Annotated in this window: 28 protein-coding genes, 1 tRNA gene and 1 pseudogene; 19 read left to right on the forward strand and 11 right to left on the reverse strand. The window is 51.6% G+C overall.

Annotated features, from left to right (window positions below; translation table 11 throughout):
• Window positions 1–4 precede the first annotated feature (4 nt).
• The gene (locus tag Yoon_RS06310; RefSeq protein WP_238111187.1) at window positions 5–1,036 is read right to left on the reverse strand and encodes a branched-chain amino acid ABC transporter permease; all 1,032 of its coding nucleotides are present in this window, start codon (window positions 1,034–1,036) and stop codon (window positions 5–7) included.
• A gap of 126 nt (window positions 1,037–1,162) precedes the next feature.
• Window positions 1,163–2,509 carry a substrate-binding protein gene (locus Yoon_RS06315; protein WP_238111188.1) on the reverse strand — a complete coding sequence of 449 codons (1,347 nt, stop codon included), beginning with the start codon at window positions 2,507–2,509 and terminating at the stop codon, window positions 1,163–1,165.
• A gap of 221 nt (window positions 2,510–2,730) precedes the next feature.
• Between Yoon_RS06315 and Yoon_RS06320 the strand changes: the two genes are divergently transcribed.
• The 5 genes from Yoon_RS06320 (at window position 2,731) to Yoon_RS06340 (ending at window position 8,564) form a co-directional block, all read left to right on the forward strand.
• Entirely contained in the window at window positions 2,731–4,035 is a 1,305-nt protein-coding gene (locus Yoon_RS06320) for an XRE family transcriptional regulator (RefSeq protein ID WP_238111195.1), read from the forward strand.
• An 81-nt stretch (window positions 4,036–4,116) separates the two neighbouring features.
• Window positions 4,117–4,485, forward strand: coding sequence for a response regulator transcription factor (locus Yoon_RS06325; protein ID WP_238111196.1), 369 nt, complete (start codon window positions 4,117–4,119; stop codon window positions 4,483–4,485).
• Window positions 4,482–4,751 carry a hypothetical protein gene (locus Yoon_RS06330; protein ID WP_238111197.1) on the forward strand — a complete coding sequence of 90 codons (270 nt, stop codon included), beginning with the start codon at window positions 4,482–4,484 and terminating at the stop codon, window positions 4,749–4,751. Before Yoon_RS06325 ends, Yoon_RS06330 begins: the two co-directional genes overlap by 4 nt.
• Before the next feature lie 8 nt (window positions 4,752–4,759).
• Window positions 4,760–7,426 (forward strand): ATP-binding protein, encoded by a 2,667-nt coding sequence (locus Yoon_RS06335; protein WP_238111199.1) that lies wholly within the window; start codon window positions 4,760–4,762, stop codon window positions 7,424–7,426.
• A 73-nt stretch (window positions 7,427–7,499) separates the two neighbouring features.
• The gene (locus Yoon_RS06340; protein ID WP_238111200.1) at window positions 7,500–8,564 is read left to right on the forward strand and encodes a FliM/FliN family flagellar motor C-terminal domain-containing protein; all 1,065 of its coding nucleotides are present in this window, start codon (window positions 7,500–7,502) and stop codon (window positions 8,562–8,564) included.
• Here the strand turns inward: Yoon_RS06340 and Yoon_RS06345 are convergent.
• Genes Yoon_RS06345 through Yoon_RS06355 form a run of 3 tightly spaced genes read right to left on the reverse strand, consistent with a single transcriptional unit; the run spans window position 8,561 to window position 9,853 of the window.
• Window positions 8,561–8,986 carry a TIGR01244 family sulfur transferase gene (locus tag Yoon_RS06345; RefSeq protein WP_238111201.1) on the reverse strand — a complete coding sequence of 142 codons (426 nt, stop codon included), beginning with the start codon at window positions 8,984–8,986 and terminating at the stop codon, window positions 8,561–8,563. The genes Yoon_RS06340 and Yoon_RS06345 overlap by 4 nt on opposite strands.
• 10 nt (window positions 8,987–8,996) lie before the next feature.
• Entirely contained in the window at window positions 8,997–9,428 is a 432-nt protein-coding gene (locus Yoon_RS06350) for a DUF6691 family protein (RefSeq protein WP_238111204.1), read from the reverse strand.
• Entirely contained in the window at window positions 9,428–9,853 is a 426-nt protein-coding gene (locus tag Yoon_RS06355) for a YeeE/YedE family protein (RefSeq protein WP_238111205.1), read from the reverse strand. Before Yoon_RS06355 ends, Yoon_RS06350 begins: the two co-directional genes overlap by 1 nt.
• A 188-nt stretch (window positions 9,854–10,041) precedes the next feature.
• Between Yoon_RS06355 and Yoon_RS06360 the strand changes: the two genes are divergently transcribed.
• Window positions 10,042–10,356 carry a helix-turn-helix transcriptional regulator gene (locus Yoon_RS06360; RefSeq protein WP_238111207.1) on the forward strand — a complete coding sequence of 105 codons (315 nt, stop codon included), beginning with the start codon at window positions 10,042–10,044 and terminating at the stop codon, window positions 10,354–10,356.
• On the opposite strand, the gene Yoon_RS06365 is transcribed toward Yoon_RS06360, so the two are convergent.
• Window positions 10,353–10,568, reverse strand: coding sequence for a hypothetical protein (locus tag Yoon_RS06365; RefSeq protein WP_238111208.1), 216 nt, complete (start codon window positions 10,566–10,568; stop codon window positions 10,353–10,355). The two genes, Yoon_RS06360 and Yoon_RS06365, sit on opposite strands and share 4 nt — an antisense overlap.
• 111 nt (window positions 10,569–10,679) lie before the next feature.
• Between Yoon_RS06365 and Yoon_RS06370 the strand changes: the two genes are divergently transcribed.
• Complete coding sequence (locus tag Yoon_RS06370; RefSeq protein WP_238111209.1) at window positions 10,680–10,937, forward strand: DUF2312 domain-containing protein; 258 nt, start codon at window positions 10,680–10,682, stop codon at window positions 10,935–10,937.
• Between the two features lie 3 nt (window positions 10,938–10,940).
• Here Yoon_RS06370 and Yoon_RS06375 read toward each other — a convergent pair whose 3' ends face one another.
• Complete coding sequence (locus Yoon_RS06375) at window positions 10,941–11,822, reverse strand: hypothetical protein (protein ID WP_238111210.1); 882 nt, start codon at window positions 11,820–11,822, stop codon at window positions 10,941–10,943.
• An 80-nt stretch (window positions 11,823–11,902) separates the two neighbouring features.
• On the opposite strand from Yoon_RS06375, the gene Yoon_RS06380 reads away from it, so the two are divergent.
• The 4 genes from Yoon_RS06380 to Yoon_RS06395 all read left to right on the forward strand — a co-directional run bounded on the left by Yoon_RS06380 (window position 11,903) and on the right by Yoon_RS06395 (window position 14,786).
• Window positions 11,903–13,558, forward strand: a complete 1,656-nt coding sequence (locus Yoon_RS06380; RefSeq protein WP_238111211.1) for an iron ABC transporter permease — start codon at window positions 11,903–11,905, stop codon at window positions 13,556–13,558.
• 113 nt (window positions 13,559–13,671) lie between these two features.
• A tRNA-Thr gene (locus Yoon_RS06385) sits at window positions 13,672–13,747 on the forward strand.
• A 318-nt stretch (window positions 13,748–14,065) separates the two neighbouring features.
• Window positions 14,066–14,341, forward strand: coding sequence for a hypothetical protein (locus Yoon_RS06390; protein WP_238111212.1), 276 nt, complete (start codon window positions 14,066–14,068; stop codon window positions 14,339–14,341).
• The gene (locus tag Yoon_RS06395) at window positions 14,331–14,786 is read left to right on the forward strand and encodes a hypothetical protein (RefSeq protein ID WP_238111213.1); all 456 of its coding nucleotides are present in this window, start codon (window positions 14,331–14,333) and stop codon (window positions 14,784–14,786) included. The genes Yoon_RS06390 and Yoon_RS06395 overlap by 11 nt, the downstream gene beginning before the upstream one ends.
• On the opposite strand, the gene Yoon_RS06400 is transcribed toward Yoon_RS06395, so the two are convergent.
• Window positions 14,763–15,083: a hypothetical protein gene (locus tag Yoon_RS06400; RefSeq protein WP_238111215.1), complete on the reverse strand. Its 321-nt coding sequence runs from the start codon at window positions 15,081–15,083 to the stop codon at window positions 14,763–14,765. The two genes, Yoon_RS06395 and Yoon_RS06400, sit on opposite strands and share 24 nt — an antisense overlap.
• Before the next feature lie 559 nt (window positions 15,084–15,642).
• Between Yoon_RS06400 and Yoon_RS06405 the strand changes: the two genes are divergently transcribed.
• Together Yoon_RS06405 and Yoon_RS06410 are read left to right on the forward strand one after the other, a co-directional pair.
• On the forward strand, window positions 15,643–16,002 hold the full coding sequence (locus Yoon_RS06405; protein WP_238111217.1) for a helix-turn-helix domain-containing protein: 360 nt from the start codon (window positions 15,643–15,645) through the stop codon (window positions 16,000–16,002).
• Complete coding sequence (locus tag Yoon_RS06410) at window positions 15,959–17,278, forward strand: AAA family ATPase (protein ID WP_238111218.1); 1,320 nt, start codon at window positions 15,959–15,961, stop codon at window positions 17,276–17,278. Before Yoon_RS06405 ends, Yoon_RS06410 begins: the two co-directional genes overlap by 44 nt.
• Here the strand turns inward: Yoon_RS06410 and Yoon_RS06415 are convergent.
• Complete coding sequence (locus Yoon_RS06415; RefSeq protein ID WP_238111219.1) at window positions 17,250–17,771, reverse strand: hypothetical protein; 522 nt, start codon at window positions 17,769–17,771, stop codon at window positions 17,250–17,252. The two genes, Yoon_RS06410 and Yoon_RS06415, sit on opposite strands and share 29 nt — an antisense overlap.
• A 372-nt stretch (window positions 17,772–18,143) precedes the next feature.
• Between Yoon_RS06415 and Yoon_RS06420 the strand changes: the two genes are divergently transcribed.
• The 3 genes from Yoon_RS06420 to Yoon_RS18000 are packed head-to-tail and all read left to right on the forward strand — an operon-like array spanning window position 18,144 to window position 21,648.
• Window positions 18,144–19,355 (forward strand): hypothetical protein, encoded by a 1,212-nt coding sequence (locus tag Yoon_RS06420; RefSeq protein WP_238111220.1) that lies wholly within the window; start codon window positions 18,144–18,146, stop codon window positions 19,353–19,355.
• Window positions 19,352–19,798, forward strand: a complete 447-nt coding sequence (locus Yoon_RS06425) for a hypothetical protein (RefSeq protein ID WP_238111221.1) — start codon at window positions 19,352–19,354, stop codon at window positions 19,796–19,798. Before Yoon_RS06420 ends, Yoon_RS06425 begins: the two co-directional genes overlap by 4 nt.
• On the forward strand, window positions 19,795–21,648 hold the full coding sequence (locus Yoon_RS18000) for a DUF3732 domain-containing protein (RefSeq protein ID WP_238111224.1): 1,854 nt from the start codon (window positions 19,795–19,797) through the stop codon (window positions 21,646–21,648). Before Yoon_RS06425 ends, Yoon_RS18000 begins: the two co-directional genes overlap by 4 nt.
• Before the next feature lie 258 nt (window positions 21,649–21,906).
• Here the strand turns inward: Yoon_RS18000 and Yoon_RS06435 are convergent, their stop codons facing one another.
• Window positions 21,907–22,647 carry an outer membrane protein gene (locus tag Yoon_RS06435; protein WP_238111226.1) on the reverse strand — a complete coding sequence of 247 codons (741 nt, stop codon included), beginning with the start codon at window positions 22,645–22,647 and terminating at the stop codon, window positions 21,907–21,909.
• Between the two features lie 203 nt (window positions 22,648–22,850).
• Window positions 22,851–23,141 (reverse strand): annotated as a pseudogene (locus Yoon_RS06440) (transposase domain-containing protein); the annotation flags it as partial.
• A gap of 48 nt (window positions 23,142–23,189) precedes the next feature.
• Between Yoon_RS06440 and Yoon_RS06445 the strand changes: the two are divergent.
• From Yoon_RS06445 to Yoon_RS06455, 3 genes are all read left to right on the forward strand, one after another.
• Window positions 23,190–23,438 (forward strand): hypothetical protein, encoded by a 249-nt coding sequence (locus Yoon_RS06445; RefSeq protein WP_238111228.1) that lies wholly within the window; start codon window positions 23,190–23,192, stop codon window positions 23,436–23,438.
• A 240-nt stretch (window positions 23,439–23,678) separates the two neighbouring features.
• Window positions 23,679–24,146: a hypothetical protein gene (locus tag Yoon_RS06450; RefSeq protein WP_238111231.1), complete on the forward strand. Its 468-nt coding sequence runs from the start codon at window positions 23,679–23,681 to the stop codon at window positions 24,144–24,146.
• Between the two features lie 92 nt (window positions 24,147–24,238).
• Window positions 24,239–25,156, forward strand: a complete 918-nt coding sequence (locus tag Yoon_RS06455; RefSeq protein WP_238111232.1) for an Lpg1974 family pore-forming outer membrane protein — start codon at window positions 24,239–24,241, stop codon at window positions 25,154–25,156.
• Window positions 25,157–25,225: the final 69 nt, after the last annotated feature.

A 25,225-nucleotide genomic window follows, 5' to 3' on the forward strand; every position in this document is an offset into this window, starting at 1 on the left:
TGGCTTATTCCTCCATCACGCCTTTGCGACCCATCAGGCCACGCGGACGTGTTAATAGAATGATAATTGCGACCAGGTAGATGATAACCTGGTTGATTCCTGGCAGGTTGCTAACCGCCCAAGCAGTTGAGGCGAAGCTTTCGAGAATACCCAAAAGGAACCCAGCTGCGACCGCACCGGGGAGTGACCCCATGCCGCCAACAACAACAACCACAAAGCTTAGCACCAGAAAGTCCATGCCCATATGGTAGTTTGGTGGGTTGATCGGGACGTACATAACGCCCGCGAGGCCTGCAACGGCAGCCGCTATACCAAACATGATGGTAAACCGCTTATCAATGTCGATACCCAGCAGCCCAACTGTTTCACGGTCGGCCATGCCCGCACGAACAACCATCCCGAAGGTGGTGAACCGTAAAAAGGCAAAGACGGCGCCGATGATCACAAGTGAGAAGAAGAAGTAAACGAGACGCCAGTATGGGTAGATGATGGCGTTTGCGTCAAATCCAAGCAACACCCCGAAGTCATAGCTGCCTTTAAAGGCGCTTGGTGCAGGGGTTGGGATTGGGTTCGCACCGTAGTAATATTTGACGACCTCTTGGATCACGATGGCAAGGCCAAAGGTCACAAGGATCTGATCCGCATGTGGGCGCTTATAGAAGTGCTTAATCAGCCCGCGTTCCATGATGAAACCGATACCGATCATCACGGGGATCGCAAAGATGATCGACAGCGGCACCGCCCAGTCGATAATCGCATCGCCTGTGGCGACACCGAACCAATCATGGACATAGGGGACATCGACTTGCAGGGGGTTCCCCAAAAAGTCGGTCCGTGTCTCATCCACAACTTTGTGGCTGAGGCTTAAGAATTTGCTAAGAGTTACGGCACAGAATGAGCCGAGCATGAAGAGCGCGCCATGCGCGAAGTTGACAACGCCAAGCGTCCCAAAAATAAGCGTGAGCCCAAGCGCAATAAGCGCGTAAGCTGACCCTTTATCGAGCCCGTTAAGGATTTGCAGTATGAACTGGTCCATGAGGTGACCTCTGATCGGTTAAATGTTGGCGGGATACCAAAAGACATACCGCTGCCCGTGGGGCGCAGTTTCCTGTCGATGTGACAGGCCACCACGTGATGTGGTGACCTGAAATTTTTTGGTGGTTTACGCGCCTGGGTTACAAGTACCCAATGCGCCGCCTTGGAACTGCGGGTGGTTCGGGTCATATGTGACCTGATCCGCAGGGGTGACTTCAACGATTTCAAGCAAATCGAATTCGTTTTCAGGGTTTTCTTTACCCTTCACAACCAGCACGTCTTTGAAGCACTGGTGGTCGTCGCCACGATAAAGTGTCTTACCGTTGCCCAAACCATCGAATTCATAGTCTTCGAGAGCTTCTGCAACCGCACATGGGTTGAACGAGCCAGCCCGTGTAACCGCATCCGCATAAAGCAGCGTTTGCACGTAAGTTGTGTGCGCAGCCTGCGATGGTGGGAAGCCGTATTTTGTGCCGAATGACTGAACGAATGCTTTAGAGCCTTCGTCTTGCAGCGACCAGTGCCAGTTGGTTGAACCAAAGATGCCTTTAACGTTAGCACCCGCACCACGCGCCATGAGGCGAGAGTACAGTGGAACAACGATTTCAAAGTCCTGGCCGTTGGCTTGTGCTTCACGCAGACCAAACTGAACAGCGTTGGTCAAAGAGTTCACCATGTTTCCGCCGTAGTGGTTCAGAACCAGAACGTCGGCACCAGAGTTCAGAACTGGCGCGATATAAGATGAGAAGTCAGTCTGTGTCAGCGGTGTTTTCACAGCGTTCACAGTTTCCCAACCGATTGCTTCCGTTGAAGAGCGGATCGCTTCTTCAGTCGTGTAGCCCCAGTTATAGTCAGCTGTCAGGTGGTATGCCTTACGGTCATTGCCGTAGTTCGCAGCCAAAACAGGCGCAAGTGCCGCACCGGTCATGTAAGAGTTAAAGAAGTGACGGAAACCATTGGCCCGCTTATCTTTACCTGTTGTGTCGTTCGAGTGGGTCAGACCCGCCATGAAGATCACACCAGCTTCTTGGCAAAGCGCTTGTACAGCAACAGCCACACCAGATGATGATCCACCGGTGATCATGATCGCGCCGTCTTTTTCGATCATCGAACGGGCAGATGCACGCGCAGCGTCAGACTTTGTCTGAGTATCACCAGTCACATACTTTACTTCGCGGCCCAGAATGCCTGTACCGTCCAGAACTTGTGATGAGAATGTTGGCAGCATGCCGCCATCACCGCCGCCGTTCAGGTGCTCAACAGCAAGCTCATACGCGCGCAGTTCGTCTGCGCCCTCGTCTGCGTATGGGCCTGTTTGTGGCACGTTGAAGCCAAGGACGACTTCGCTGTCGCCTGGCGCGTTTGTAAAGCCAGCATGTGAATCCGCGCGTAGATACGTCGGAAGCGCAAGACCAGCACCGGCAATTGCACCGGTTTTCAGCACGCCGCGACGCGAGAAATTCGATTTTGACATTAGTTTCCTCCCTAAAGGTTTTGTGCTGCTTGGTCCGCGAGGGACCTTACAGCTTGTACGTGTACGTACCCTCCCATTGTTGGGGGTGGGCGGTGTTCAAGCAACAAACCATTGGGACGACTTGCTTAATTTGTAAAATTCTGTACAAATTTTTTTGCGAGAGTGTAAACCCGTTATCCTGCAGGTGCAGAAAGCAATTGAAAGCATTAAGGTAATTCCCCATGCCCACCCAACGACTGACCGGAGCCCGCATCCGCGAAAAGCGGCTTGAACAAGGTCTGCGCCAAGCCTCCGTAGCCGAAGCCGTTGGGATTTCTCCCTCTTATCTGAACCTGATTGAACACAATCGCCGCAGAATCGGCGGTAAGCTTTTAACGGATATTGCCCGTCTTTTGGGCGTTGATGCATCATTGTTGACAGATGGGGCCGACCGGAACTTACTGGACCAGATGCGCAGCGCAGCTGCCACATTTGAAACCGAAGCCGAGATCGCACGCACCGATGAGTTTGCGGCCCGCTTTCCGGGGTGGAGCGCTTTGATCGTAGCCCAAGCCCGCCGGATCGCCACACTTGACGAACATATGGCTGCACTCACGGATCGGATTGCCCATGATCCGCAGCTCGCCAATTCTCTACACGAAGTGATTTCGGCGGTGACGTCGATCCGGTCATCGGCGTCGATCTTGGTGACCCAAGAGGAGCTAGACGCAGATTGGCAGCGCCGATTTCACGAAAATATACATAAGGATAGTTTGCGTTTGGCCACAAGCAGCGAGGCTTTGGTGGCCTATCTTGAAACTCCTGAAACAGAGCTCGATATCGCGCAATCGCCTTTTGAACAGGTCGAAAGCGCCTTAGCGCGGACGGGGTATCATCTCTCTGCTCTTGAGGCTGGGACGGCCGATACAACAGAGGTTGCCCGTAACACGGGGCTGATTGGCCCGGCGGGACAGATATTTGTCGATTACGCTGCGCAATATATGGCGGATGCGCGGGCTTTGCCTTTAACCGTTTTTAGCGATGCGTGCCGCGCACTTGATTACGATCCAGCACAGCTGGCCCGAAAATTCAGCGTCGATTTTGCCGTGGTTCTGCGCAGGTTATCGACCCTGCCTGCTGACGGGGGGCATCCTGCGATGGGGCTTGCGATTGCAGATGTCTCCGGCGCGCTGACCTTTCTCAAGTCGGTGCCGGGGTTTAATTATTCACGCCGCAACGGGGCTTGCCCGCTATGGCCGATTTTTGGTGCACTGAGCCGACCCACGCAGCCGGTTCGCGCCGAAGTATCGTTGCCTGATGCCGCACAAACACGCTTTATGTGCTATGCGATTGCGATGCCCCAAGGCGCGCAGCAATTTGATGTCACACCTGTCTTGCAAAGTACGATGCTTGTGGTCGCCGACCCGCCCGAAAGCAGAGCAGATGCAATCGCGGTCGGTGGTTCTTGTCGGATTTGCCCGCGTCCTGATTGTGCTAGCCGCCGTGAACCTGCGATAATTGGTATCAATACCGCAGCGGGGCTTTGACTTCGCCCCATAATCCCCCGATACTCGGTACTAGGGAGGCTGCCTTTTCGGGGGGAGTAAGACAATTGGGGAGTTGATGAGATGGGCAAACGTGTCCTTCTGATCGAGGATGAGCCGAATATTCTTGAGGCGATCAGTTTTATTTTGTCCCGCGACGGCTGGACAGTGCACACCCATGAAGATGGGGAAACGGCAATGCAAAAGGTCATCGGGTTTCCGCCCGATATGATCATTCTTGATGTGATGCTGCCGGGACGCAGCGGATTCGATATCTTGCGTGAACTCCGCGAGACCGAAACCACAAAAGACATCCCCATCATGATGTTGACCGCACGTGGACAAGAAAAGGACCGCGACTTGGCAATGCGCCTTGGTGCCAATCATTTCATGACCAAACCGTTTTCAAACGCAGATGTGCGCGACAATGTACGCAGTTTGATTGACGCATGAGCAACGGCCTAAAGTCCAAGATATTTCTTGAACAAGCGGGTTACCGTCAACGGCGATTGCGCGATGCGCTGCGGTTTTGGCCTATATTTGGCTGTATTTTGTTGGTCATACCATTGTTATGGGCGTCTGAGCCAGCCGATCATGCGCTCGACACGAATGCGCTGATCTATATCTTTGGTGTGTGGGTCCTATTGATTGCAGTAACCGCTATCATGGCGCGCAGGCTGCGCGTCGACGATGCACCCGATCCTGACTTCAAACCCTGAGCGCGCAGATGCTAGGGGTTAATACCGTCATCGCAATCTCACTGTGCTATGTGGCAATCTTGTTTATGGTTGCCTTCTTGGCTGAACGGCGGGCAACGCGGGGAAATGCGACTTGGCTGCATTCGCCGCTGATCTACACGCTTTCGCTCAGTATTTATTGTACGGCTTGGACCTTTTATGGCGCGGTCGGCTATGCGGCGCGGTCCGGTCTGGAATTCGTGACGATCTATCTTGGACCAACGCTGATGATGATTGGCTGGTGGTGGATTTTGCGCAAGCTCGTCCGTATTGGGCGCGCTCAGCGGATCACGTCCATTGCGGACCTTGTGTCGTCGCGCTTTGGGAAATCAACCAGTCTCGGGGTGATTGTCACCGTCATTTCTGTCGTTGCGGCAACGCCTTACATCGCACTTCAACTGCAATCTGTGACCCTGTCATTTGCGGTATTTGCACAGTCAGACGGGCAACTTTGGCAAGATGCTGATTTAAATGCGACAGCGATGTGGGTGGCCGTAGGTCTGTTTGTATTCACCGTGATCTTTGGCACGCGAAACCTTGATGCCAACGAACGCCACCATGGGATTGTCATGGCAATCGCGGTAGAAGCGGTGGTGAAACTGATCGCGCTGTTGGCAGTCGGGGTCTTTGTTGTTTGGGGGGTCGCGGGCGGCCCAGCTGAAATGATGACGCGGATTGATAACTCTGACGTAGTTCTTTGGGATCAAAATGGGGGGCGTTGGGTCAGCCTGTTATTTTTGTCGGGCGCGGCGCTATTGTGTTTGCCGCGCATGTTCCAGGTCTTGGTGGTTGAAAACGCAGACGAACGACATCTTGCCATCGCAAGCTGGGCCTTTCCGACCTACCTGCTGTTAATGAGCCTGTTCGTCGTCCCTATCGCAGTAGTTGGATTGGACCTTCTGCCCGCAGGTAGCAACCCCGATCTTTTCGTGCTGACGGTGCCCCTGCAAGAGGGCAAGCAAGGGCTTGCAATGCTGTCATTTCTGGGTGGGTTTTCGTCCGCGACCTCGATGGTGATGGTCGCCACAATTGCGCTCGCAACGATGGTGTCCAACCACATCGTTGTGCCGATGTGGCTTTCGATGCGCCCTAGCCAACAGGCGGTGATGTCGGGTGATATACGTCATGTTATCTTGCTCGCGCGGCGGCTGTCGATCGCAGGTGTGCTGTTCTTGGGGTTGGTCTATTATCGCGTGTCGGGTGGCGGCACGGCGCTTGCCGCAATCGGTTTGGTTTCCTTCTCGGGGGCAGTACAAATCCTGCCTGCCATGCTGGGCGGCGTATTTTGGCGTGGGGCCAGTCGGTTGGGGGCCGCGGCAGGGCTTTTGACAGGGCTCGCTTTCTGGCTATGGACGCTGTTTTTGCCGAGTTTCGGTGCTGAATCCCTCATCGGCCAAACAGTGATGGAGCAGGGGCCATACGGGCTGTCTTGGTTGCGTCCGCAGGCCATGTTTGGGATCGTGGGGCTCGACCCGCTTGTGCATGGGTTGCTCTGGTCGATGCTGTTGAATGCGGGAATGTTTATCCTTGTGTCGCTGGTGACATTTCCAACCCCGCTTGAACGCTTGCAAGGCGCGCAATTCGTGAATGTCTTTGAACATTCGGCAGCTGCGCCCGCATGGACCACCGCTGCCGCCGGTGCCGAAGACCTGCTGATTATGGCGCAGCGTATTATGGGCAGCGAACAGGCGCAGGCGATCTTTGAGCGCGAAGCCGCGCGGCAAGGGAAAAACGGGTTTCTGCCAGAGGTGACCCCCAATTTCGTCGAGCTGCTCGAGAGAGAGCTTGCGGGGAGCGTCGGCGCGGCGACCGCCCATGCGATGGTGGGCCAACTCATCGGTGGTAGCGGCGTATCTGTCGAAGATCTGATTGCCGTCGCCGACGAAGCCGCTCAGATTTTGGAGTATTCCAACCGGCTTGAAGCCAAATCATCAGAGCAAGAACAGACCGCGCGCGCGTTACGCGACGCCAACGATAAATTGACGGCACTTTCCATCCAAAAGGACGCGTTTCTAAGCCAGATTAGCCATGAATTGCGCACCCCTATGACGTCGATCCGGTCATTCTCTGATATTTTGCGTGATGGTGATATCCCACTGTCCGATCAGAAACGATATTCCGGGATTATCCATGATGAGGCGATCCGTTTGACGGGGCTGCTGGATGATCTGCTTGACCTTTCGGTGCTTGAGAACGGGCAAGTCATGCTGCACGTGAATACCGGCAATTTAGGCGTGCTCATCGAACGTGCGATCGGCGCGGCAAGTGGGCTGGAAGATACGCTTGAAATAGTCTGCGCACCGGAACTGGCCCAAATGACGGTGACCACGGATCTTGACCGTTTGGTGCAGGTCTTCATTAACCTGATCGCAAATGCGCGCAAATACTGTGATGCAGAGCACCAGCGGCTGAAGATATCTGTGTTGGTGCGAGAGGGTACGTATTTGATCGATTTTGTCGACAATGGCAGCGGGATTGCGATTGAAAATCAACAGCTTATCTTTGAAAAATTCTCTCGAGTTGCAGATGGATCAAAGGCCGGCGGGGCCGGGCTGGGACTTGCGATTTGTCGGGAAATTATGCGCCGTTTGGGCGGCGATATCACCTACTTGCCCGGGCAATATGGCACTGCATTTCGGGTGACACTGCCCAAGTAAAAACCTGCAGCGTGTTAGGGTTACCGTAACCAATGGTTGGTTAATCTGGCACCGGGTATTCTGTGGCAGGCGTATGACTGAAAGCACACATTCATCGATTTTGCGCCGCATGGCGGGGCAAAATGAACAAGCAAAGGGCAACAGCCCCGTCACATCGTCGCGCGCGGTGCGATTGGCGCTGACCAAGGCCGCGAATGACACGGTCGGATTGGTGCTGACGATTGGTGGGGTCGCGGATCAAATCTTGCCGCTTGATGAAATGTTGGCTGATCTGGAAGATGGGCTGCTGCTTATCGGGTTGACACGTGACGGTCAGCTGGTTGGCCTGGCTGCGCTTGATATGGAATTGCGTGCGGCCGTGGTTGAAATGCAAACGATGGGGCGGCTCAGCGCACAAAAGCCGGAAAACCGCGCGCCAACCGGCACTGATAAAATCATGTGTGACCCTGTGTTGGCAGCGTTTCTTGCGGCGTTGCCGCAGGCGTTGGCGGGGACATCTTTTGGTGGTTGGGTGGATGATATCCAACTGGATGATCAGATTGATAGCAAACGTTGGGCGGGGCTGAACCTGCGCGACTGTCCCTACCGTGTCGTGCGCATGACGACCGATCTAGGTGTCGCGGAACGCAAGGCGGATATTGTCATCGCGCTGCCCGTCATTACCGTCACCCAAGAACCAGAGCTTACGCCGCCTGCTTGCGTCAATTGGTCCACGACGTTTCAGGCCAGTGTTAACGCCGCACCAGCACGTCTGGAGGCGCATTTGCATCGGTTTCAGATGCCTATAGGTGCTGCGCAGTCACTGACCGTCGGGCAGATTGTGCCTTTGCCGGGGTGCACAGTGAACTCAGTGCGTTTGCTTGCACCCGATGGAAAGACGATTGCGCAAGCGAAGCTAGGCCAAGTCGGCGGGATGCGTGCATTGCGGATCGAAGAGGAAATGATGCCAGAGTTAGCAGAGCTTGACGGGGCGCCGATGGCCCCTCCGCCAGCCTTAGGCATGGGGGATCTGATGGATGCAGCACCGGAAGATATTGCAGAGGAACCGGTGCCGCCCATGTCAGATGATACGCCAGACCTCGATTTGGATTTCCCGATGGCCCCAGCCGAAGGGTTTCCAGCGCTCGAGGATAATTAGCCAGCGGCGAGCGTGTTCAGCTGCGCGCGCATCCCGGCCAAATCATAGCCAGCGGCAGCGGTGGCGGCGATGATATCATCGGTCGCCATTGTCGCTGCTTGACCCAATGACCAAACGATTGACGACCGGGTGCCAGAGGCGCAATAGGCCAGCGTCGGTCCCGCAGAGGCTGTCATTGCTGCATTTTGGCTTTCGACCATTTCCATGTTCAACCCTTGATGGGTAACCGGATTGACAACAAACGTCAGCCCGGCCGCAAGGGCCGCGGCTTCGATTGCGTTTGCCTGATGGCTGGGCGGCACTTCGGCATCGGGGCGGTTGCAGATGATGGTCGTGAACCCGGCCGCCGCAATGGCCGGGATGTCCGCGACATCAATTTGTGGCGAAACCGCGTAGGTCGGGCTGATCTGTCTAATATCCATAGAGTGCCTTTTAGCTTGCCGTTGCCATTTGGTCCAGACGTGTCCGCACGCGCGGCGCGATCAGCATGCCCAGCAGCATCGCGGCCATGAACGTTAGCCCACCGATTCCACCATAGCTGAGCGATGCAACGGCGGGCCCGGGGCACAGACCTGCTAACCCCCAGCCAGCGCCAAACAACGTTGACCCGATCACCAAATTGCGACCGATCTTTGGGTCGGGTGGGGATGGAAAGCTTTCGGCGAAAACGGGTTTGCGCGTTTTTGTGAGCTGCCATGCGATCGCCATTGGCACAATCGCACCACCCATCACAAAGGCCAGCGTCGGATCCCAAGCGCCAAAAATATCAAGCCATCCCTGCACCTTATTGGTGTTCGTCATGCCCGAGATCAGCAATCCAACCCCAAAGGTCGCGCCGACAATGAATGAAACCAAAACCCGCATTAGATAACCCCCAAGACATGTTTAAAGATCACAACGCTAAGCCCGCCCGCGCCGATATAAAAACCGGTCGCGACGATCCCGCGCAGCGATAACCGCGAAATTCCGCAAACTCCGTGGCCAGATGTGCAGCCATTCGCCAGCCGCGTCCCAACGCCGACTAGCAGACCAGCGGCGATAAGCACGACAAGGTTGCCCGTTACATTGGTCTGTGCACCGCCCATCAAAAGCGCGACGATGCCCGGCACAATGAACAACCCGGCCACCATGGCTGCGCGTTCTTGCCAGTCGCTTTTGCCGCTACCGTCAACAAGCCCCCCTATGATTCCCGAGGCCCCCATAATCCGCGCGTTAAACAAAAGAAAAATGGCGCCTGCAATCCCAATGATTGCGCCCCCAATCAGCCCATAAATCCAGTCGATATGCATGTCGTCTTCCTGTCAGGTTAGCCCTAATCGCACTGAACATTGGTTGATCGCGGCTTGATTTTCGCACGCCAACGACAAATATGTCTTTACATTAGGGGGTATTCAAATTCTCTACTGCGATCAATATATCGGCTTTCCAAAGCATTTCAATATTGGAATGTTAAAAAAATTATGGTAGTACTGATCACATGACTGAAGCGATTGAAATGATTGTAGATCAAATGGACGCAGCTGCAGCAGATGCGGCCGATTTGCTCAAGGCGCTCTCAAACCCGGGGCGTTTACGTATTCTTTGCGCACTGGTTCCGGGCGAACAAAGTGTCGGCGCGCTCGAAGAACAATTGGGCGCAAGCCAATCCTATGTGTCCGGGCAACTATTGCGTTTGCGCGGTGAGGGGCTTGTTGCTTGTGAACGTGACGGGCGCAGCATGCGCTACCGTCTGGCTGATCCGCGTGTACGACCGATTCTGGAACGTGTGTACGAGGTCTTCTGCCCGATCTAGCCGAGCATAACCCCGACGACGACAGCCATTAGCCCAATCATCGAGACAAACATCGCACCTAAATTGATCGGCAGAATTTTTGAAACGCGGGCGCGCAGGTCTTCGTCGGACAGGTTCGCGCGTTTTGCTTTGGTCACGGCGACGATGCTGTAAACAATCCCAACAAGCCCAATGACAGATAAGACCGCCCCGATCCAAACAACGATTTCCATGACCTGCCTCCTTGCATTTCTGCCCGACTAACGCGCGCAGCTATGCCATGCAAGGGTTGCAGCGGTGCGGGGCAGGGGCTAGGACATGAAAAACCTTTCAGGAGAGCAGACATGAACGATCAAGTCACAGAGTCAGTGTCCAATGTCGCAGGCGACGAGTTGCGCCAATTTATCGAGCGTTATGAACGCCTTGAGGCAGAAAAGAAGGACATCGCCGAAGCCCAAAAAGAAGTCATGGCAGAGGCCAAAGGGCGCGGGTATGACACCAAGGTGTTGCGCAAGATTGTCGCGATCCGCAAACGCGACGCAAATGACATCGCCGAAGAAGAAGCCGTGATGGATATGTATATGTCGGCGATGGGTATGTAGGCTTTAGGTGAATGGCAAAACCAGTGTGACACCCTCCATCGCGGAAATTTCCGTGATATCGGCCTCATAGGTTTCTGTCATTGCCTGTACGAGCCCGGCATCAAGTTCTGGCAGGTCGATTTCGGCGTCATCCGCGCCAGGGATTGCATGGGCTTCCCAACAATCCGCGATCATGTTTTGGCGCGCAATTTCTGAGGCACCGGGGTTCGCGTTTAACTGATCGCGCAGTTCGTTAAACCCTTCGCGTTGCATCAGCCCATCGAGCGCATCCAAGCCGCCCAATATCGGCGCGGTGGCGGGGATACCCGTATACCGCCGGATCAGCTGGGGCCAGAGCAGCGGTGTATCTTCTTCGCACCAGACGGTGAGCTGTGCGTCGGGCGCACCGGCCTGTATGCGCCGCAAGACATCAGCCCAGCGGATGTCTGCGGGGTGGGTTATGCCCAGGATTGACGCAAATGTTGTCGCCTTGGGCCGCCGCAGCAGGTCTTGCAAAAAAGTAGCTGGATGCCGGATCGCGAAAAACAGGCTAAGATCATCACCGGGAAAAAGACTGCGCAGGGCCCGTACCTTTGGCTCTGCCTGCGGATAAAACGCACCGTGCTCGAAAACCCGGTTGGGCACGCAGATGAAATTGCCATTGGCCAATAGTAGGCGGCGCGCGCGATCATCTTCGACGATACTGTCAAGCAGCACGTCACGGGTGCCGGGCGCTGATTGCGCGCCGTCAAGCCCTTGAATTGTTGTGCGAATTAGGCTGCGGTATTTCCCCGGACCGGGCGCGGCAATACTGTTTTTCACCAATACATCCGCATTCCGCAGGGTCGATTTCAGCAACCGATCCTCATCGATGCCATGCGCGCCGATGTGATGTGCAATTTGCATGGGCTCACCCTTTTGGTCTGACTGCGGGTATCATAGGGGGATTTCTGGACAGTTAAACTGCTTTCGGATAGTGCAAATTTATGTCCGATCAAATACGTCAACTACCTCTCGTACAGCCCAAGCGCCTGCGCGTATCGCCATGGTCAATTGGCGCGGTTTTCATCGCTGTGATGGTGCTGATCCCGATTGTCGCGGTGATCTGGTTCGCCGTGACCCCGACCGAAAATATCTGGCCCCATTTGTTGCGCACGACGTTGCCACGCTACCTGACAAACACGGCGGTGCTGATGTTTGCTGTCGGGGCGCTCACGGCGATGATCGGCACCGGGGCGGCGTGGATGGTCGTGATGTATAAATTTCCGGGGCGGCGGGTTTTGCAATGGGCATTGTTAATGCCACTGGCCGTCCCTGCCTATGTCGGAGCCTATGCGCTGGTCGATTTTTTGGAATACGCGGGCCCCGTTCAAACCGCACTGCGCGAGGTCATGGGTTGGCAAACTGCCCATGACTATTGGTTCCCCGGCATTCGGACACGCGGGGCTGCCATCTTGGTGCTGAGCATGGCGCTGTACCCATATGTCTATCTGCTGGCGCGGGCTGCATTTCGCGAACAATCTGGCGCGGCCTACGAGGTTGCCCAAGCGCTTGGGGCAGGGGCCTTTGGGCGGTTCTACCGGGTTGGCCTTCCGCTGGCGCGGCCCGCAATTGCGGCCGGGGTTGCCGTGGTGATGATGGAAACAGTGAATGACTTTGGCACGGTTGACTATTTCGCGGTGCAAACGCTGACCACCGGCATTTTTTCGGTCTGGTTGCAGGGCGGAAACCTTGGCGGGGCCGCGCAGCTGGCGACCTGCGTTTTGGTGCTGATCATTATTCTGGTGACGCTTGAAAAAATGAGCCGGCGTAAAAGCAAATTTTTTGGCTCGACACGTGGGCAACGCCCCGTCACTGCGGTGGCGCTGCATGGTTGGCGCGCTTGGGCGGTGACTTTATGTTGTCTGATCCCCGTCATTGGCGGTTTTATCTTGCCTGTCGGTGTGTTGATGACCCATGCGTTTGATGCTGGGCAATGGGTCGCTCCGGGTCTGCGCCGTGCCCTGTTCCATACGATTACCGTCGGCGGGATTGCCGCCGTTTTGACCGTATTAGGCGGGGTGTTTATGGTCTACGGCGTGCGCTTGTCGCACAAGCGCTTGCCTGCGCTGTTGATGCCGGTCACGGCGATTGGTTATGCGGCACCTGGGGCGGTCTTGGGGCTTGGCATTCTCGTACCTTTGGCGAAATTTGATAATGTTGTCGCAGATACATTTGTCCGTTTGGGGTTTGGCGATCCAGGGCTGATCTTTACCGGGTCTGCGGCGGCACTCGTGCTGGCTTATGTCGTGCGATTCTTTGCGATTGGGCAGGGCACGGCAGACGCCGCATTGGGGCGCGTATCGCCCAGCCTGCCAATGGCAGCGCGCTCGCTTGGGCGGGGCGCAGGCGGGACGTTGAAGGCCGTGCATCTGCCACTGGTCAAAGCCTCCATCGGATCGGCGCTGCTATTGGTCTTTGTGGATTGCGTCAAAGAGCTGCCCGCGACCCTGCTTTTGCGCCCGTTTAGCTATGAAACATTGGCCACCCGCGTGCACGCCAAAGCTTCGCTCGAAAATATTTCCCAAGCCGCGCCCGCGGCGCTGATGATTACTTTGGTGGGGCTGGCAGCCGTTGCATTACTGGCGCGGACAAACCGGTAACAGGGTTGTAAAATTTTTTCTGCAAATGAGGCAAAAACCCCATTGCATTGCCAAGTTTCTCCCTGCTATATGCCGCTCAGTCGATGAGACGACGCAGGAAACTGCACACCAGTGCCCCTATAGCTCAGCTGGTAGAGCAACTGATTTGTAATCAGTAGGTCCGCGGTTCGAGTCCGTGTGGGGGCACCATTTCAATCACATAATCCGCTGTTTTAAAGGACTTTTTCCGAAAGCAGCACGTTCTGTTGGGCCATCTATTGGGCCAGTTGAATTGATTGTCTTCTGGTTTATCCGTGAGGCAGCGTATGCCAAAAAAATACTCGACCGTAGCTGCCCAGATTCGAGACTCGTCAGTTTGGATGTGCTATGTTGTGGAACATCAGGCACCGTTTCTGGCTGCTTGTTTCAAACGCGTATTTGTGGCGGGGCTACAGATCGAAACGGCGGGGCCGTAGGAGCGTTCTTATCCTTTCAATTTGACGAGGGCCGCCGTAGGCGGTGATCCCTATGAACAAGCCTGATGTAAATCAGTTCACAATCTCTATTTCGGATATCTCAACAGCGCCTAGCGGCGTTAGCCGCACTACCCTTTGGCGGTTATTTCGTGGTCAGGAAATGGCACATGCCCGCTTCTTAGGCATCAAACACTTCGCTGTGTCAGATGTAATTTCCCGACTCCGGCAGCGCCGCAATCACAACCCAAAAATCGAAATCATCCTCTTCCATATCGACAAACAGCGGCGTCACGACCGCCAACGCAAGGCACAACCCAATGGCATTTGAATACAGCAACAAGGCAATCGAAACGGAAAAGTTTTGGGATGCATTGACTTCCAAGGAGCGCGAACGCCTGACTTCATGCAAGATTTCTCTGGAAATGGCCGTACGGCAAAAATTCCCAAAACTCGCAGATATCACAATCGCCAACCTTGTAGAGTTCGCCGCCCAAAACCCGGTTGTTTCAACTTACGTTATCACAGGCGACACCAGCGAAATTGACCCCGCAAACCGCAAGTCCCTGTATGCGCTTGCTGAACAATTGGTTGCTGGTGATGAAATTGCCACTCGGAATCTTGCGTGGGCGAACAAAGCTTTGAAAGAGAAGTTGGAGCGTGATTTCATGGATCAGTTGACGCCCAGTGAAAAGATGCGCCTTGGCCGCAACACCAAAGAACTCGCCCGCTTGCAAGAAGCCTATGTTGAGTCAGAATTGGACAAGCAAGCCTGATGATCCCCGGAGGCAGCCCAGCACGCCCGCAGCGGCGTGAACGCTACTGCGCAGCCCGTGCATGTGGCTAATCGCACCAGTCCCACCACTTATCACACCGCCAATAGCTGCGCGCCCCAAAGTGCCACTACGGCGCGTATCGGTCACTGCATGCCCATCTTCTTTGATTTCAGCGCTGAGGAATGCCGAAAATGGGAGTTCCTTAGTCCTGCCATCGCCAGTGGCAATCATCGCGGTTCTGTCTTGCGGGTGCATCATCAAAACAAGCCCTTGCGCCTCGCAAAGACGGCATCCCATGATATTTTCTCGACTTTGACTTTACACGCGTTTCAAGTTCCGTAGCTCGGCGCTCCGTTTGCCCAGCTTTCATCATGGAAACGACAACTGTGGCCACAATTATTCCGACGGTGATCCAAAAGCCTAGCTTGATCATTTCCCAAAGCCACATTGGCTATCTCCATTCACGATTGGCCTAATAAGATACTGCTCTATCACGTTGATTTAGATGCACAAAAACAAGTGCTGGATGTTCAAATCGTGCACATATGTTGTCGAGGCATATTCCGCACGCTTCCCAACTTTTCCGCAAATACTCCGCGCTTGAACAAGTGCGGCCTGTTTGTCTGACGCCAGATTTGAAGAAGTTCTAATCTTTACGCTGTGCCCGTTGAAATCCACAGTCGCTGGCGGAGTGCACGCAGCAAGAGAAACAACTATTGATGCCAAGGCGGCGACTTTATGGGCTATCTGCATTTGATCAATTACCTAAATTCTTGATATGCAGGAACAATATGTTCCCATAAGGCTACATATAGTACGTGGCGAATTGTGTGTCTATGAGGAACAGAATGTTCCTATGGATGAATTTGCAGAGAACCTAAAAAAACGGGCAAAACAGCTTGGAATTTCAAACGCCGAAGCCGCAAGGCGGTCAGGTTTGGAAGAGCGGCGCTATGCGCACTACGTATCTAACAGGCGGGAACCAGACCTAGGAACACTGGTCAAAATCGCAGTTGCGCTGCGTACGACGCCAAATGTGTTGCTTGGGGTTACTGATCCAGTCGTCGATGACCCGAAGAAGGCAATTTTGCTCGAAAGGTTGTCAAGCGCGGCTGCTGCTATGTCTCTGGAAGAGTTCAAAATTTTCGTTATTCAAGCCGAGGCAATCGCTGATGAGAGCCTTAAAAACTCTGGTGAAAGCGAAGCTGCCAAATAGGTTTATTTACCGCGACACGGTCACACGCCTAGGTTATTGTGCAGCCAAACAAACACATTCAGGTTGCAACATTATGAGTAATGGTCTTGATCCAAATTTATTAACACTTTCTGGTCACTCCCAAACCCCTATAGGCATTGTTGACGCGTTAAAGGGGCAGTCCGGTAGCAGATATTTCAAATGCGCATTTCAGGTGAACCCTTACCAGTATTGTCTTGACCACTCTAAGAACTGTGGTTGCGACAATGAAGCGGACTACAATGAGAAGATGGCGCAAGCCTGCAAGGCGAACGGAATTGAAGTTGTTGGGGTTACGGACCATTTTCGCGTCAGCGAAAGTCAAAGCTTGGCAGACAAGCTGACCGAGTACGGGATTACAGTCTTTCTTGGTTTTGAAGCCAATTCATATGAAGGCGTGCATTTACTCTGCCTATTCCCTCCCGACACTTCTCAAACCGATCTGACGCAGGCAATTGGAGCATGCGGCATCGACGACCCGTCTGACACATCGCCTATTTCGAACAAGCACTTTCTGGACCTTGTTAAGATCATTGATGAAAAAGGGGGGCTTTCAATAGCGGCCCATGTAACACAAAAAAGTGGATTGCTTACGACCCTAAAAGGAAAGCCGCGAGCCAAAGCTTGGAAGTCCGATTTGCTCAATGTAGCCGCAATTCCGGAAACGGTGGCCGGTATGCCGAATGAGCTTCAAAAAATTGCGACGAACAAGGATCAAGCTCATAAACGGAATAGACCGATAGCATTGATAAATGCCTGCGATGTAAGCAGTCCTGATGACTTTGCCAAAAATGGCGCATCCACACTGTTGAGAATGTCCGATGTGACTCTTGAGGGCTTGAAGCAGTGTTTCTTGGACCATGAAAGCCGAATACGTCTGAATTCTGATCCAGAAGTGACCGACCACGCACGGCTGGTAGCAATCTCGTGGGAAGGTGGGCTTCTTGGTGACCAAAAGCTTCACCTTAATGCAGGTTTGAATGTTCTGGTTGGTGGACGCGGTGCGGGAAAATCCACGATCATTGAAAGCATCAGATACGCTTTTGATATGGAACCACGTGGCAAGGACGCGAAGAGCGGTCATAATTCCATGATCAAGGCACTCATGGGTTCAAAATCCGCCATCTCTGTTTTGATACACACGCCAACACCTTCGCCACAATACTATTTGATCGAAAGGGCGCATGCACACCCGATATCAAGGATATCGGCCAAACTGCAATTCTGCATTATATCGACGTGTTGTTCTCTGCCTTAAATTTATAGACCAATGGCAAAATCTGCTCATTGGCGTCTTTCAGCTCCGCCCATTCCTTCGCGCCAACCGTTTGCAACTGGTCCCAATGGCCAAGTTTTGCATGCGCGATATCTGCAAAAAATACCTCAGGATCACCTAGATCATCGATGAAACTTGTGGCCTCGGCTGATCTTGCCATCTCAACCGCATCGAAATAGGCAGGCAAAATCACCTCTTTTGCAAACTCCTGAATACGCTTAGGATCAGGCAGATCATCAACGTTTAGCGACGTGCCAATGGACCACATATCGTCGACATGCCCAAGTAGCTGAAATATTCGCGTCGCCGCCTTGGGATGGGTTTCGCTATGATTGGGGTTGTCCGCGTCAATCTTCTCAATCAACACCATCACAGAAGCGATGCTGGCAATCGTGACGCGCAATTCGGCCCAATCAACGTCATCCATGTTGCCGAGCATTTCTTCCAAAGCCTCATGATCGGCCTGCAACTCCAAACACCGCTCCACTTTGTCCCAAAGATCACGCGGCAGGTCAGGTTCTCGAACCTGAGACTTGCCTGACTTCGAAATCAGATTGAACGTCGGAACACCTTCGAGGATTGAGAAATGGCCTAGCTCGATATGGGCGCGTTCGTGAAGGGTTAGCGAACCGCGCTGGCGCCGCGTTCTGAATACACGTCATGAAATCCGACTGGTACCTACGGGGATCACAGCGCATAATGCCAAGCGCACAGAAATGACCAATATCCACTTGAGGGCCACCTAAAGATTGAATTCAAGTGTATGCACTCGCGCTTTAGGTTTGCCCGACTTGACGATTTGTGCAAGGGTCTCAGGTAGTTTTTAACTTGCAGAAATTGACTACAGATGTCTACCACTCAACACGTTGATAAGACTAGCGCCGAAGACAAGTCTATTGGATTTGATTTCCAGTATTATTATTTTCTCAATAGGTTGCTTCAACTAAAGAAGGGCGAGACACTTGGACTTGAGGTGATGGATGATGTGCATTGCGATCTATCCAATGATCGTCAAATTCTAGTCCAACTCAAGTTCACGACCCAAACTAAAAAAGATGGTGATGCGAAGAATCTAACCTCTCTTGACAAGGATTTTTGGAAAACAACTTCAAATTGGGTCGAGGTGATAACAGATAAAAATGCTGGTAGAAAAGGCGAGGCAGAACAGCTTAAGTTCGCACAAAAGTCCGATTTCCTCCTATGCAGCAACAAATCCGATAATTCTGGAAATGTGGTTCTAAGCAGCATACGTGCGTTTCAAAAAAATGAGTGTACCCATAATGAACTCCAAACATCGCTGAATGATCTTAAGGGCGCAACAAAGGACAAAGACGTTATCAACTACATCAAAAACGTTTTGGCTTTGAGCAAAGAGGTTTCCAAGGCATTCTTCACCAACATCGCTTTTGACTTAGGGTGCTCAACCATAATTGAGGACTGTAAAGAAAATATATTAGGTTTCATGGTTCCAAGCGATCGCGTTGACGACGTCTTCCATTCATTGGACTCACAGCTAAGGGCTGATAATTTTGATCTCGTAGCATCAAAGCAAAAAATCATTATTAGCTACGATGACTTTTTGAAGAAGTATCAGGTCCATTTCGATAAAGCCAGAAACGGAAAATTGGTCGTCCGAACAAATTTCTCTGAACCAAAAGAAATTGGAGAGCAGCTATTCATAAAACAGCTGATTGAGATTGGAGATGTGTCGGTGGGAGATACCGACTTCATTTTGAAGATGCTCTACAATCAACTTTTGGCAAAAACTAATTTGCACGAATGGGTTAACGAAGGAGTTGTCTCGAGCATCGATGCTGATGATCTTGAAGAAAATGCTCTGGCAACTTGGGAAAATATCCACCGCAAAAAGTTCAGACACTTAGGCGATGGAGATGACATCAATCAATTGGCACAGTGTGTTCTGGACGAAATCAGGAGTGAGAAACTGTCAATAGCAGATCAAGAAATGAACATCCGCTTTAGCAACGGTGAATACTATGACCTGTGCGAAGATAAAAAAATCGGTTGGCGAAATGACTGGAAGGAAAAATATACGTGAATCCAAACAGTCTATTCAACAACATTGCGATTGAAGCGCTTAGCTTAGCTTTTGTTTTGGAGCAGGCAGAGCAATTATCTATGTCTAAGGTGCTACTCATTTCGCCTATTATTTCCCACGAAAAACTCCTCGGTCATTTAGCTAGAAGTTCCACGAGTATCCTAAGTTTTGAAAAATATTTCATTGAGCACTTATCCAATTTCTCCAACTTTAATCGACGTTTTTATTCAGAGATTGTTACATCTGTTAACGCAATCCAATTGTTGTGGAAACTAGACATCGTTGCGTTGGAGAACGGGAATTTGCAACTTCTAACCCCTATCAACTACGACAAGAAGATGGGTAAGCGGGCTGAAAAAATCTATAAGGCGGCCCCCAATATTTCGGCGCTGATAGATGAAAAAATTGAAACACTCTACTTGAACCTAAGGATTGAACTGTGAACTTCCATTTTACGAATATTTGCATCTGGCTCGAAAATGGGAAACGCAGAACACTCGAATTCCTTCCCAATAAAGTCAACGTTATCACTGGAGATAGCTTGACTGGTAAAACCGCAGTTCTCGATATCGTTGACTACTGTTTTTTTGCGAGTAAGCACTCAATATCTGAGGCTGATATCAACGAGCATGCAGCGTGGTATGGAATAACTTTCACGATAAATGGAAAGAGCTACACAATCGCAAGGCAGGCACCTGATAAAAACGCTGTGTCAGGTGATTATTTCTTTTCTTCAATTGGCGAAATCCCAGATAAATTTCCAGTGGTTAACAATACAGAGGCCGCGCTAAAACGCACACTCTCCGCTGAGTTTCAGATCGATCAGGACACTAAAATCTCCTACGGCGGGAAAATGTTGAAGGCAGGATCAAAGATTTCCCTTCGTTACTTCCTTCTTTTCAACACGATATCAGGCGACATAATTGAGCACACCACTAACTTTTTTGATAAGCAAAACGAGTCAAGATACCGAGAGGCACTTCCTCGAACCTTCGATCTCGCGGTTGGAATTGATACTGTTTCAAACATTCTCAAGCGAGAAAAAAGAACGGACTTAGAAAAGCAACTCAAAAAACTCGAGAGAGAAAGCGACACAAAGTCAAAAAAACAAGAGCTATTTTTGAAGCAAGCTTCGGAATTAGAACGCAAAGCAAGAGAGTTTGGTCTAGTCGAAGATGACGTAAGCTCAGAAGATAGCATGGCGCTTCTCAAAGAAATGGTCGAGAGCATCTCTCCAAAAGTGAAGGAAGTGCAGGCCGGCAGGCATGGAGAAATTTCGTCTGAGATCAGTAAAATTTCATTGAAAATTGGTGGTCTCAAGAGGTTTTCTAGCGAGTATTCCAGATACAAGAATTCGCTACGTGCCACAGACGATAGCCTCAAGGCCGTTGAATTCATTTCTGACAAGCACACGTCTCTTGTTCAAACGTCAATTTTTTCTGAAATCCTTGATGCGTTGAAAATGGATCAAGCTGCGATCAAAAATGCAGTTAAGGTGAAGAACCCCATCGACAGTAATATTTCTGATTTGATAAAAAATTTGGAACACGAAAAACGTCAGTTGCAGCAAGAACTCTCACATCTCCCAGAAAATACAAAACCAGCGGCGAACGAAAATGAGAAATTCTTTTTCTTGGGAGAGATTAAAGCCAAGCTAGATTTGTATGCACCGCAGCCTGATCAGGACGGCGCTACATCAAATGACAAGCAAGATGATCTACAAAGCCAAATTGATACACTGGATGTGATGTCTGTGGAAGAACGAAAGAGCATTTTCGTCTCCACCATGAATGACATCACTCATTCATATCTTCAAGCATCAGCAGCTGCTCTGGGCAAATATGCCAAGTATAAAACGTACTTTGATTATAGAGAGAAGCGCCTATACCTGAAGAGGTCGACATCCCTCTCAACCGAGAATATTGGGGGCAGTTCAAATGATATGTTCTTGCATTTGTTTTTCTTTTTAGGACTTCACAGAATTATACAATCAAACGATGTTCCACACGTTGCACCCTTCCTGATTATCGACCAGTTCAGCCGCCCCTATTGGGGAGATAAAAACGACAAAAAAGATGAGATAGACAGCCCCGATGTTGCCAAGGTCAAGATCGCGCTCGACCTTCTGAACGAATTCATCAATGAGTCGATTGAAGACGAAAAATCGTTCCAAATGATAGTGCTCGAGCACATTCCAGAAACATACTGGGAGGGGAAAGAAAACATTCATTTGGTAGATAGCTTCACCGATGGAAATGCGCTTGTTCCTCACCCAGAACAACCAAATGAGTAATTTTATGTTGGATTGCGATGTGGCATGTCTCTGATCAGTGACCACATCTCTAAACACTGGATAAAGCTGAGCGGATTGGTTGCTATTGGACCGACGAGGAAACGTAAGCGTTTGGTGAACCCGCTCTGCCTGAACGTTTTGGGATGATCTAAGTGTCCACCATTGATAGTGGACACTTAGGCGAGCATTTGGACCTTTGGAGGTTGTCGGATGGTTTGGCGCGCATGAACGCGCACCAAACTGCTTTCGTTCCGCGGTTTAGAAACCGTAGCGCACGCCAATTGCAATTTCGTGGCTATCCAGCGGGCTGAATATTTGCTCAACATCTCCTAAGCCGTCATTATACCCGTCGAACTCGGTTTCTGTTACATACAAATACGTGTAATCTGCGAATACGCGCATACCGTTGGCCAATTCACGCTCCGCACCAAGGCGCAACTGCGCTGCAGGCGCTGTGAAGGAACCCTCGATCAACTGAAAGCCCGGAGGCAAACCATCTGGTCCGCGCCTAAAATCGACGTCAACACTTGCCATGCCAAGCCCACCGCCCACGTAAAGATCGAAAGTGGATGTTGGTAGATCAATATCATACAAGCCGTTAAGCATGAACGTTGTTGTCGCTGCTTCGCCATCGCTATCCAATAAAAAACCAGCAGAAACTCTTTCAAACTCGTCTCCAATCGCAAGTCTCCGGTAAGACACTTCAACTTCGACCCGAAACAGCTCGGATATGTTATAACCTGCACCTAGACGCACAAGGGCGGACGGATCAAAAGTACCCTCAACATCGAAAGAACCTAAATAACCTTCAAAATTACCACCAACAGACGAACCAATTGCACCTGTAAAATAGTAATCTGATCCGGCTGCAGCCATTGGTGCCATCGGCTCTGGCTCGACGATTTCATTGCTTAGGCCGCCAGCGAAAGCAGGCGCGCTACTGATCAGCAAAGCTGCACAAGCGGCAATGCTCACTTTTGTTGGTGTGAACTGAGTCATTATCAACCTTCATTAATAATAGGCTATTAGGTAAAGAAATATACCTCATTTTTGACCGAGAATAGCAAGATATGTTGAGTGAACCTTGGCTTGCAGTTCTTTTTTTGCAACACCTTCCGCCTTCCTTGAGCGGAATGACAGAATTTGACGATTTATAGTGCCCGTCCGGTAAAGGCGCTCTAGCGTGACGTTTACTGCCGCTGTTATGCTGCTTGAGCGGCATAACGCCAGGGTGTCAGCTCGTCGAGGCGTGTGATTTTGTGGTCAGCAATTTGGGCGAGGACCCATGTTAGCCACGCCTGCGGATCGACGTTGTTGAGCTTGGCGGTTTCGATCAGGGTGTAGGCTATTGCCGCGGCTTTACCTCCGCCTTCGGAGCCCACGAAGAGATAATTTTTCCTGCCCAAGGCTACACAACGAATTGATCGTTCCGCACAATTATTGTCGAGTTCCAGAAAGCCGTTTTCCAGATATCCGCGCATTTTCTTCATGCGGCCATTGCCATGCGCACCCCCCCTACATCTTGAACTGGAGTTTTCTCAATGTCTGCATCGGTCATCGGCGCGCTGCGCGTTAATTTGGGGTTGGACAGCGCGCAGTTTGAGCGCGGTGCGAAGCGTCTGGATCCGATCATGGTGTCCGATGACGCAGCAGGCTTCTGTGAGATCGAAGAACCGCGACGGTTCACGCAAGAAGAGCTCGACTGGCGCGCGGCCAACGCGCCCTGGAACCTGCGGCGGGATTTTAAGACAAACATCAGCTGGGACCGGGAATGCGAGAGGGAAGGGTGATGGGGCTGTTCGGATTTGGGCGGCAACCAGACTTTCGCTGCTGTAAGGGTTGAACTTTCAAACATTCATAAAGCAGACACTGGAGCAACGTTTTGCTGGCTCACTATATGAAACACAAGCATACCGGTATTTACGGCTGTGTTATGGCTGCCGCAAAACACAAATGAATGACACCTTGATCAATTTCTTAGTGCTGCATACTAATCACAGCCATTCACACAATGGCGATCGGATAATTGCATGACATCCCCCCCAAAAAACGACAGCGGCGGTAGTGTCGTTTCTCTTTCATCGACCTATGAAGCGTACGGAATGGTCATGGATTTTCTGGCCGAGTCAGATGTGTTTGGCAATTTTGAACTGTCGTCGATTGCCGGCGTCATCCGCACACAATTGCGGGACGGACACAACTTGGCCGGGTTGCGCGACAATACTGTCGTTGGCTATGTGGGTTGGCTGCACACCACGGTTGAGACGGGGACCGAATGGATGGACGGGCGCGCTGTTCTCAAACCGTTATACGACGAAAATATTGATGCCGCTGCACTTACGGTTTTTGCGACGTCGGATACAGCTATGACACCCCGGCTTATTCGCGGTGCGCGCGAGCTTAACAAAGGCAAACGTGTATTTTTCAAACGTGGATATGACGGTGTCGTTCGACCTGGGCGCAAGAATACAGTGTTAAATATTGGAAGTGCGAATTAGACGCACATTTTCCCAAACAATACAATTTTGTACTTACGTAAGGGCAGCACTCAGTATAGGCTGATTTCAGCTCAGTATAAAGGTTAACGGTTATGAATAATAAACTAATGATGACGTCTGCATCGACTGTCGCCCTCATAGCAGGCGGCGCGCAGCAAGGTTTGGCACAAGACGGTGCTTTTCCTGCGGGCTATACGCTGAACGTGCAAGGCGCTTACGGGTCACTCAATAATCCATACGTCGATAAATATTCAGGCGCGCCCGATGAATTCGAAGAAAAGATCGGCGACTCCAATTCTGACGCAGGATATCTTGCAAGCCTATCTCTCGGGCGCCAGTTGGCACCGGGTAAAGACATGTCATTTGGGCTTACACTCGGGGGCGTTCCGGATAATGATATTACAGTAACTGACGGGTCAGATACCTTCGTACGGTCAAATGATTTTAGCTTCGCGGCTTTGGATTTTGAAATGGGTCGCTCATTGCCCATGCAAGGTGCAGACGTCCGGCTGTTTTATGGAGCGCGCGCACTCTACAGTAACTCTGAGCAAGAAAAATTGGGCCGTGAAGACGTTAGCGGTGGTTATGAAGCATCGTATAAGACCGAGAGTGAGTATCTCGGGGTCGGCCCGCGTGTTGGCATTGGGTTTGCAACGAACCCAACGCCGCTTGGTGCAACGGGTCAGATTGGCTTTTCCGGGGAACTCGGTGCCTCGGTGCTGTTCGGTGAGCGGAAAGATACTTTTTCCTACGAGGCTAGCGAGAGCGGCTTTAGCAGCGGCTTTAGCAGTGGATTTACGGAAAGCAAAACTGCGGCAAGTTTGGACGCACAACTTGGTGTGGATTACTATTTCTCCCCGGCTACAAAAGTTTCAGTGGGCTATCAACTGCAGCAACTTTGGAATATCGACGTCACCTCAGATGAAGATGGTGAATCTGATTTGGGGTATGAAGACACAAGTCCACGTTTGATCCACGGTGCTTTTGTCGGGTTTACAACAACGTTTTGACCACGTTGATCTGACGTTTTGAAACGTTCAAATGCGCCCTTTTGATAGGGCGCATTTTTTCACAGGAAT

Origin of the sequence: Yoonia sp. I 8.24 (genome assembly GCF_022096995.1) — a bacterium.
Classification (GTDB): Bacteria; Pseudomonadota; Alphaproteobacteria; order Rhodobacterales; family Rhodobacteraceae; genus Yoonia.

Excerpts from the sequence above, each read along its gene's own strand:
- Yoon_RS06410 (WP_238111218.1), top strand. The coding sequence starts at position 15,959 with ATGAGAGCCTTAAAAACTCTGGTGAAAGCGAAGCTGCCAAATAGGTTT.
- Yoon_RS06355 (WP_238111205.1), bottom strand. The coding sequence starts at position 9,853 with ATGCATATCGACTGGATTTATGGGCTGATTGGGGGCGCAATCATTGGG.
- Yoon_RS06345 (WP_238111201.1), bottom strand. The coding sequence starts at position 8,986 with ATGGATATTAGACAGATCAGCCCGACCTACGCGGTTTCGCCACAAATT.
- Yoon_RS06420 (WP_238111220.1), top strand. The coding sequence starts at position 18,144 with ATGTCTACCACTCAACACGTTGATAAGACTAGCGCCGAAGACAAGTCT.
- Yoon_RS06370 (WP_238111209.1), top strand. The coding sequence starts at position 10,680 with ATGAACGATCAAGTCACAGAGTCAGTGTCCAATGTCGCAGGCGACGAG.
- Yoon_RS06435 (WP_238111226.1), bottom strand. The coding sequence starts at position 22,647 with ATGACTCAGTTCACACCAACAAAAGTGAGCATTGCCGCTTGTGCAGCT.
- Yoon_RS06390 (WP_238111212.1), top strand. The coding sequence starts at position 14,066 with ATGAACAAGCCTGATGTAAATCAGTTCACAATCTCTATTTCGGATATC.
- Yoon_RS06320 (WP_238111195.1), top strand. The coding sequence starts at position 2,731 with ATGCCCACCCAACGACTGACCGGAGCCCGCATCCGCGAAAAGCGGCTT.
- Yoon_RS06445 (WP_238111228.1), top strand. The coding sequence starts at position 23,190 with ATGTCTGCATCGGTCATCGGCGCGCTGCGCGTTAATTTGGGGTTGGAC.
- Yoon_RS06350 (WP_238111204.1), bottom strand. The coding sequence starts at position 9,428 with ATGCGGGTTTTGGTTTCATTCATTGTCGGCGCGACCTTTGGGGTTGGA.
- Yoon_RS06365 (WP_238111208.1), bottom strand. The coding sequence starts at position 10,568 with ATGGAAATCGTTGTTTGGATCGGGGCGGTCTTATCTGTCATTGGGCTT.
- Yoon_RS06325 (WP_238111196.1), top strand. The coding sequence starts at position 4,117 with ATGGGCAAACGTGTCCTTCTGATCGAGGATGAGCCGAATATTCTTGAG.
- Yoon_RS06395 (WP_238111213.1), top strand. The coding sequence starts at position 14,331 with ATGGCATTTGAATACAGCAACAAGGCAATCGAAACGGAAAAGTTTTGG.
- Yoon_RS06360 (WP_238111207.1), top strand. The coding sequence starts at position 10,042 with ATGACTGAAGCGATTGAAATGATTGTAGATCAAATGGACGCAGCTGCA.
- Yoon_RS06315 (WP_238111188.1), bottom strand. The coding sequence starts at position 2,509 with ATGTCAAAATCGAATTTCTCGCGTCGCGGCGTGCTGAAAACCGGTGCA.
- Yoon_RS06405 (WP_238111217.1), top strand. The coding sequence starts at position 15,643 with ATGGATGAATTTGCAGAGAACCTAAAAAAACGGGCAAAACAGCTTGGA.
- Yoon_RS06400 (WP_238111215.1), bottom strand. The coding sequence starts at position 15,083 with ATGGGATGCCGTCTTTGCGAGGCGCAAGGGCTTGTTTTGATGATGCAC.
- Yoon_RS06335 (WP_238111199.1), top strand. The coding sequence starts at position 4,760 with ATGCTAGGGGTTAATACCGTCATCGCAATCTCACTGTGCTATGTGGCA.
- Yoon_RS06455 (WP_238111232.1), top strand. The coding sequence starts at position 24,239 with ATGAATAATAAACTAATGATGACGTCTGCATCGACTGTCGCCCTCATA.
- Yoon_RS06330 (WP_238111197.1), top strand. The coding sequence starts at position 4,482 with ATGAGCAACGGCCTAAAGTCCAAGATATTTCTTGAACAAGCGGGTTAC.
- Yoon_RS06450 (WP_238111231.1), top strand. The coding sequence starts at position 23,679 with ATGACATCCCCCCCAAAAAACGACAGCGGCGGTAGTGTCGTTTCTCTT.
- Yoon_RS06380 (WP_238111211.1), top strand. The coding sequence starts at position 11,903 with ATGTCCGATCAAATACGTCAACTACCTCTCGTACAGCCCAAGCGCCTG.
- Yoon_RS06340 (WP_238111200.1), top strand. The coding sequence starts at position 7,500 with ATGACTGAAAGCACACATTCATCGATTTTGCGCCGCATGGCGGGGCAA.
- Yoon_RS06375 (WP_238111210.1), bottom strand. The coding sequence starts at position 11,822 with ATGCAAATTGCACATCACATCGGCGCGCATGGCATCGATGAGGATCGG.
- Yoon_RS06310 (WP_238111187.1), bottom strand. The coding sequence starts at position 1,036 with ATGGACCAGTTCATACTGCAAATCCTTAACGGGCTCGATAAAGGGTCA.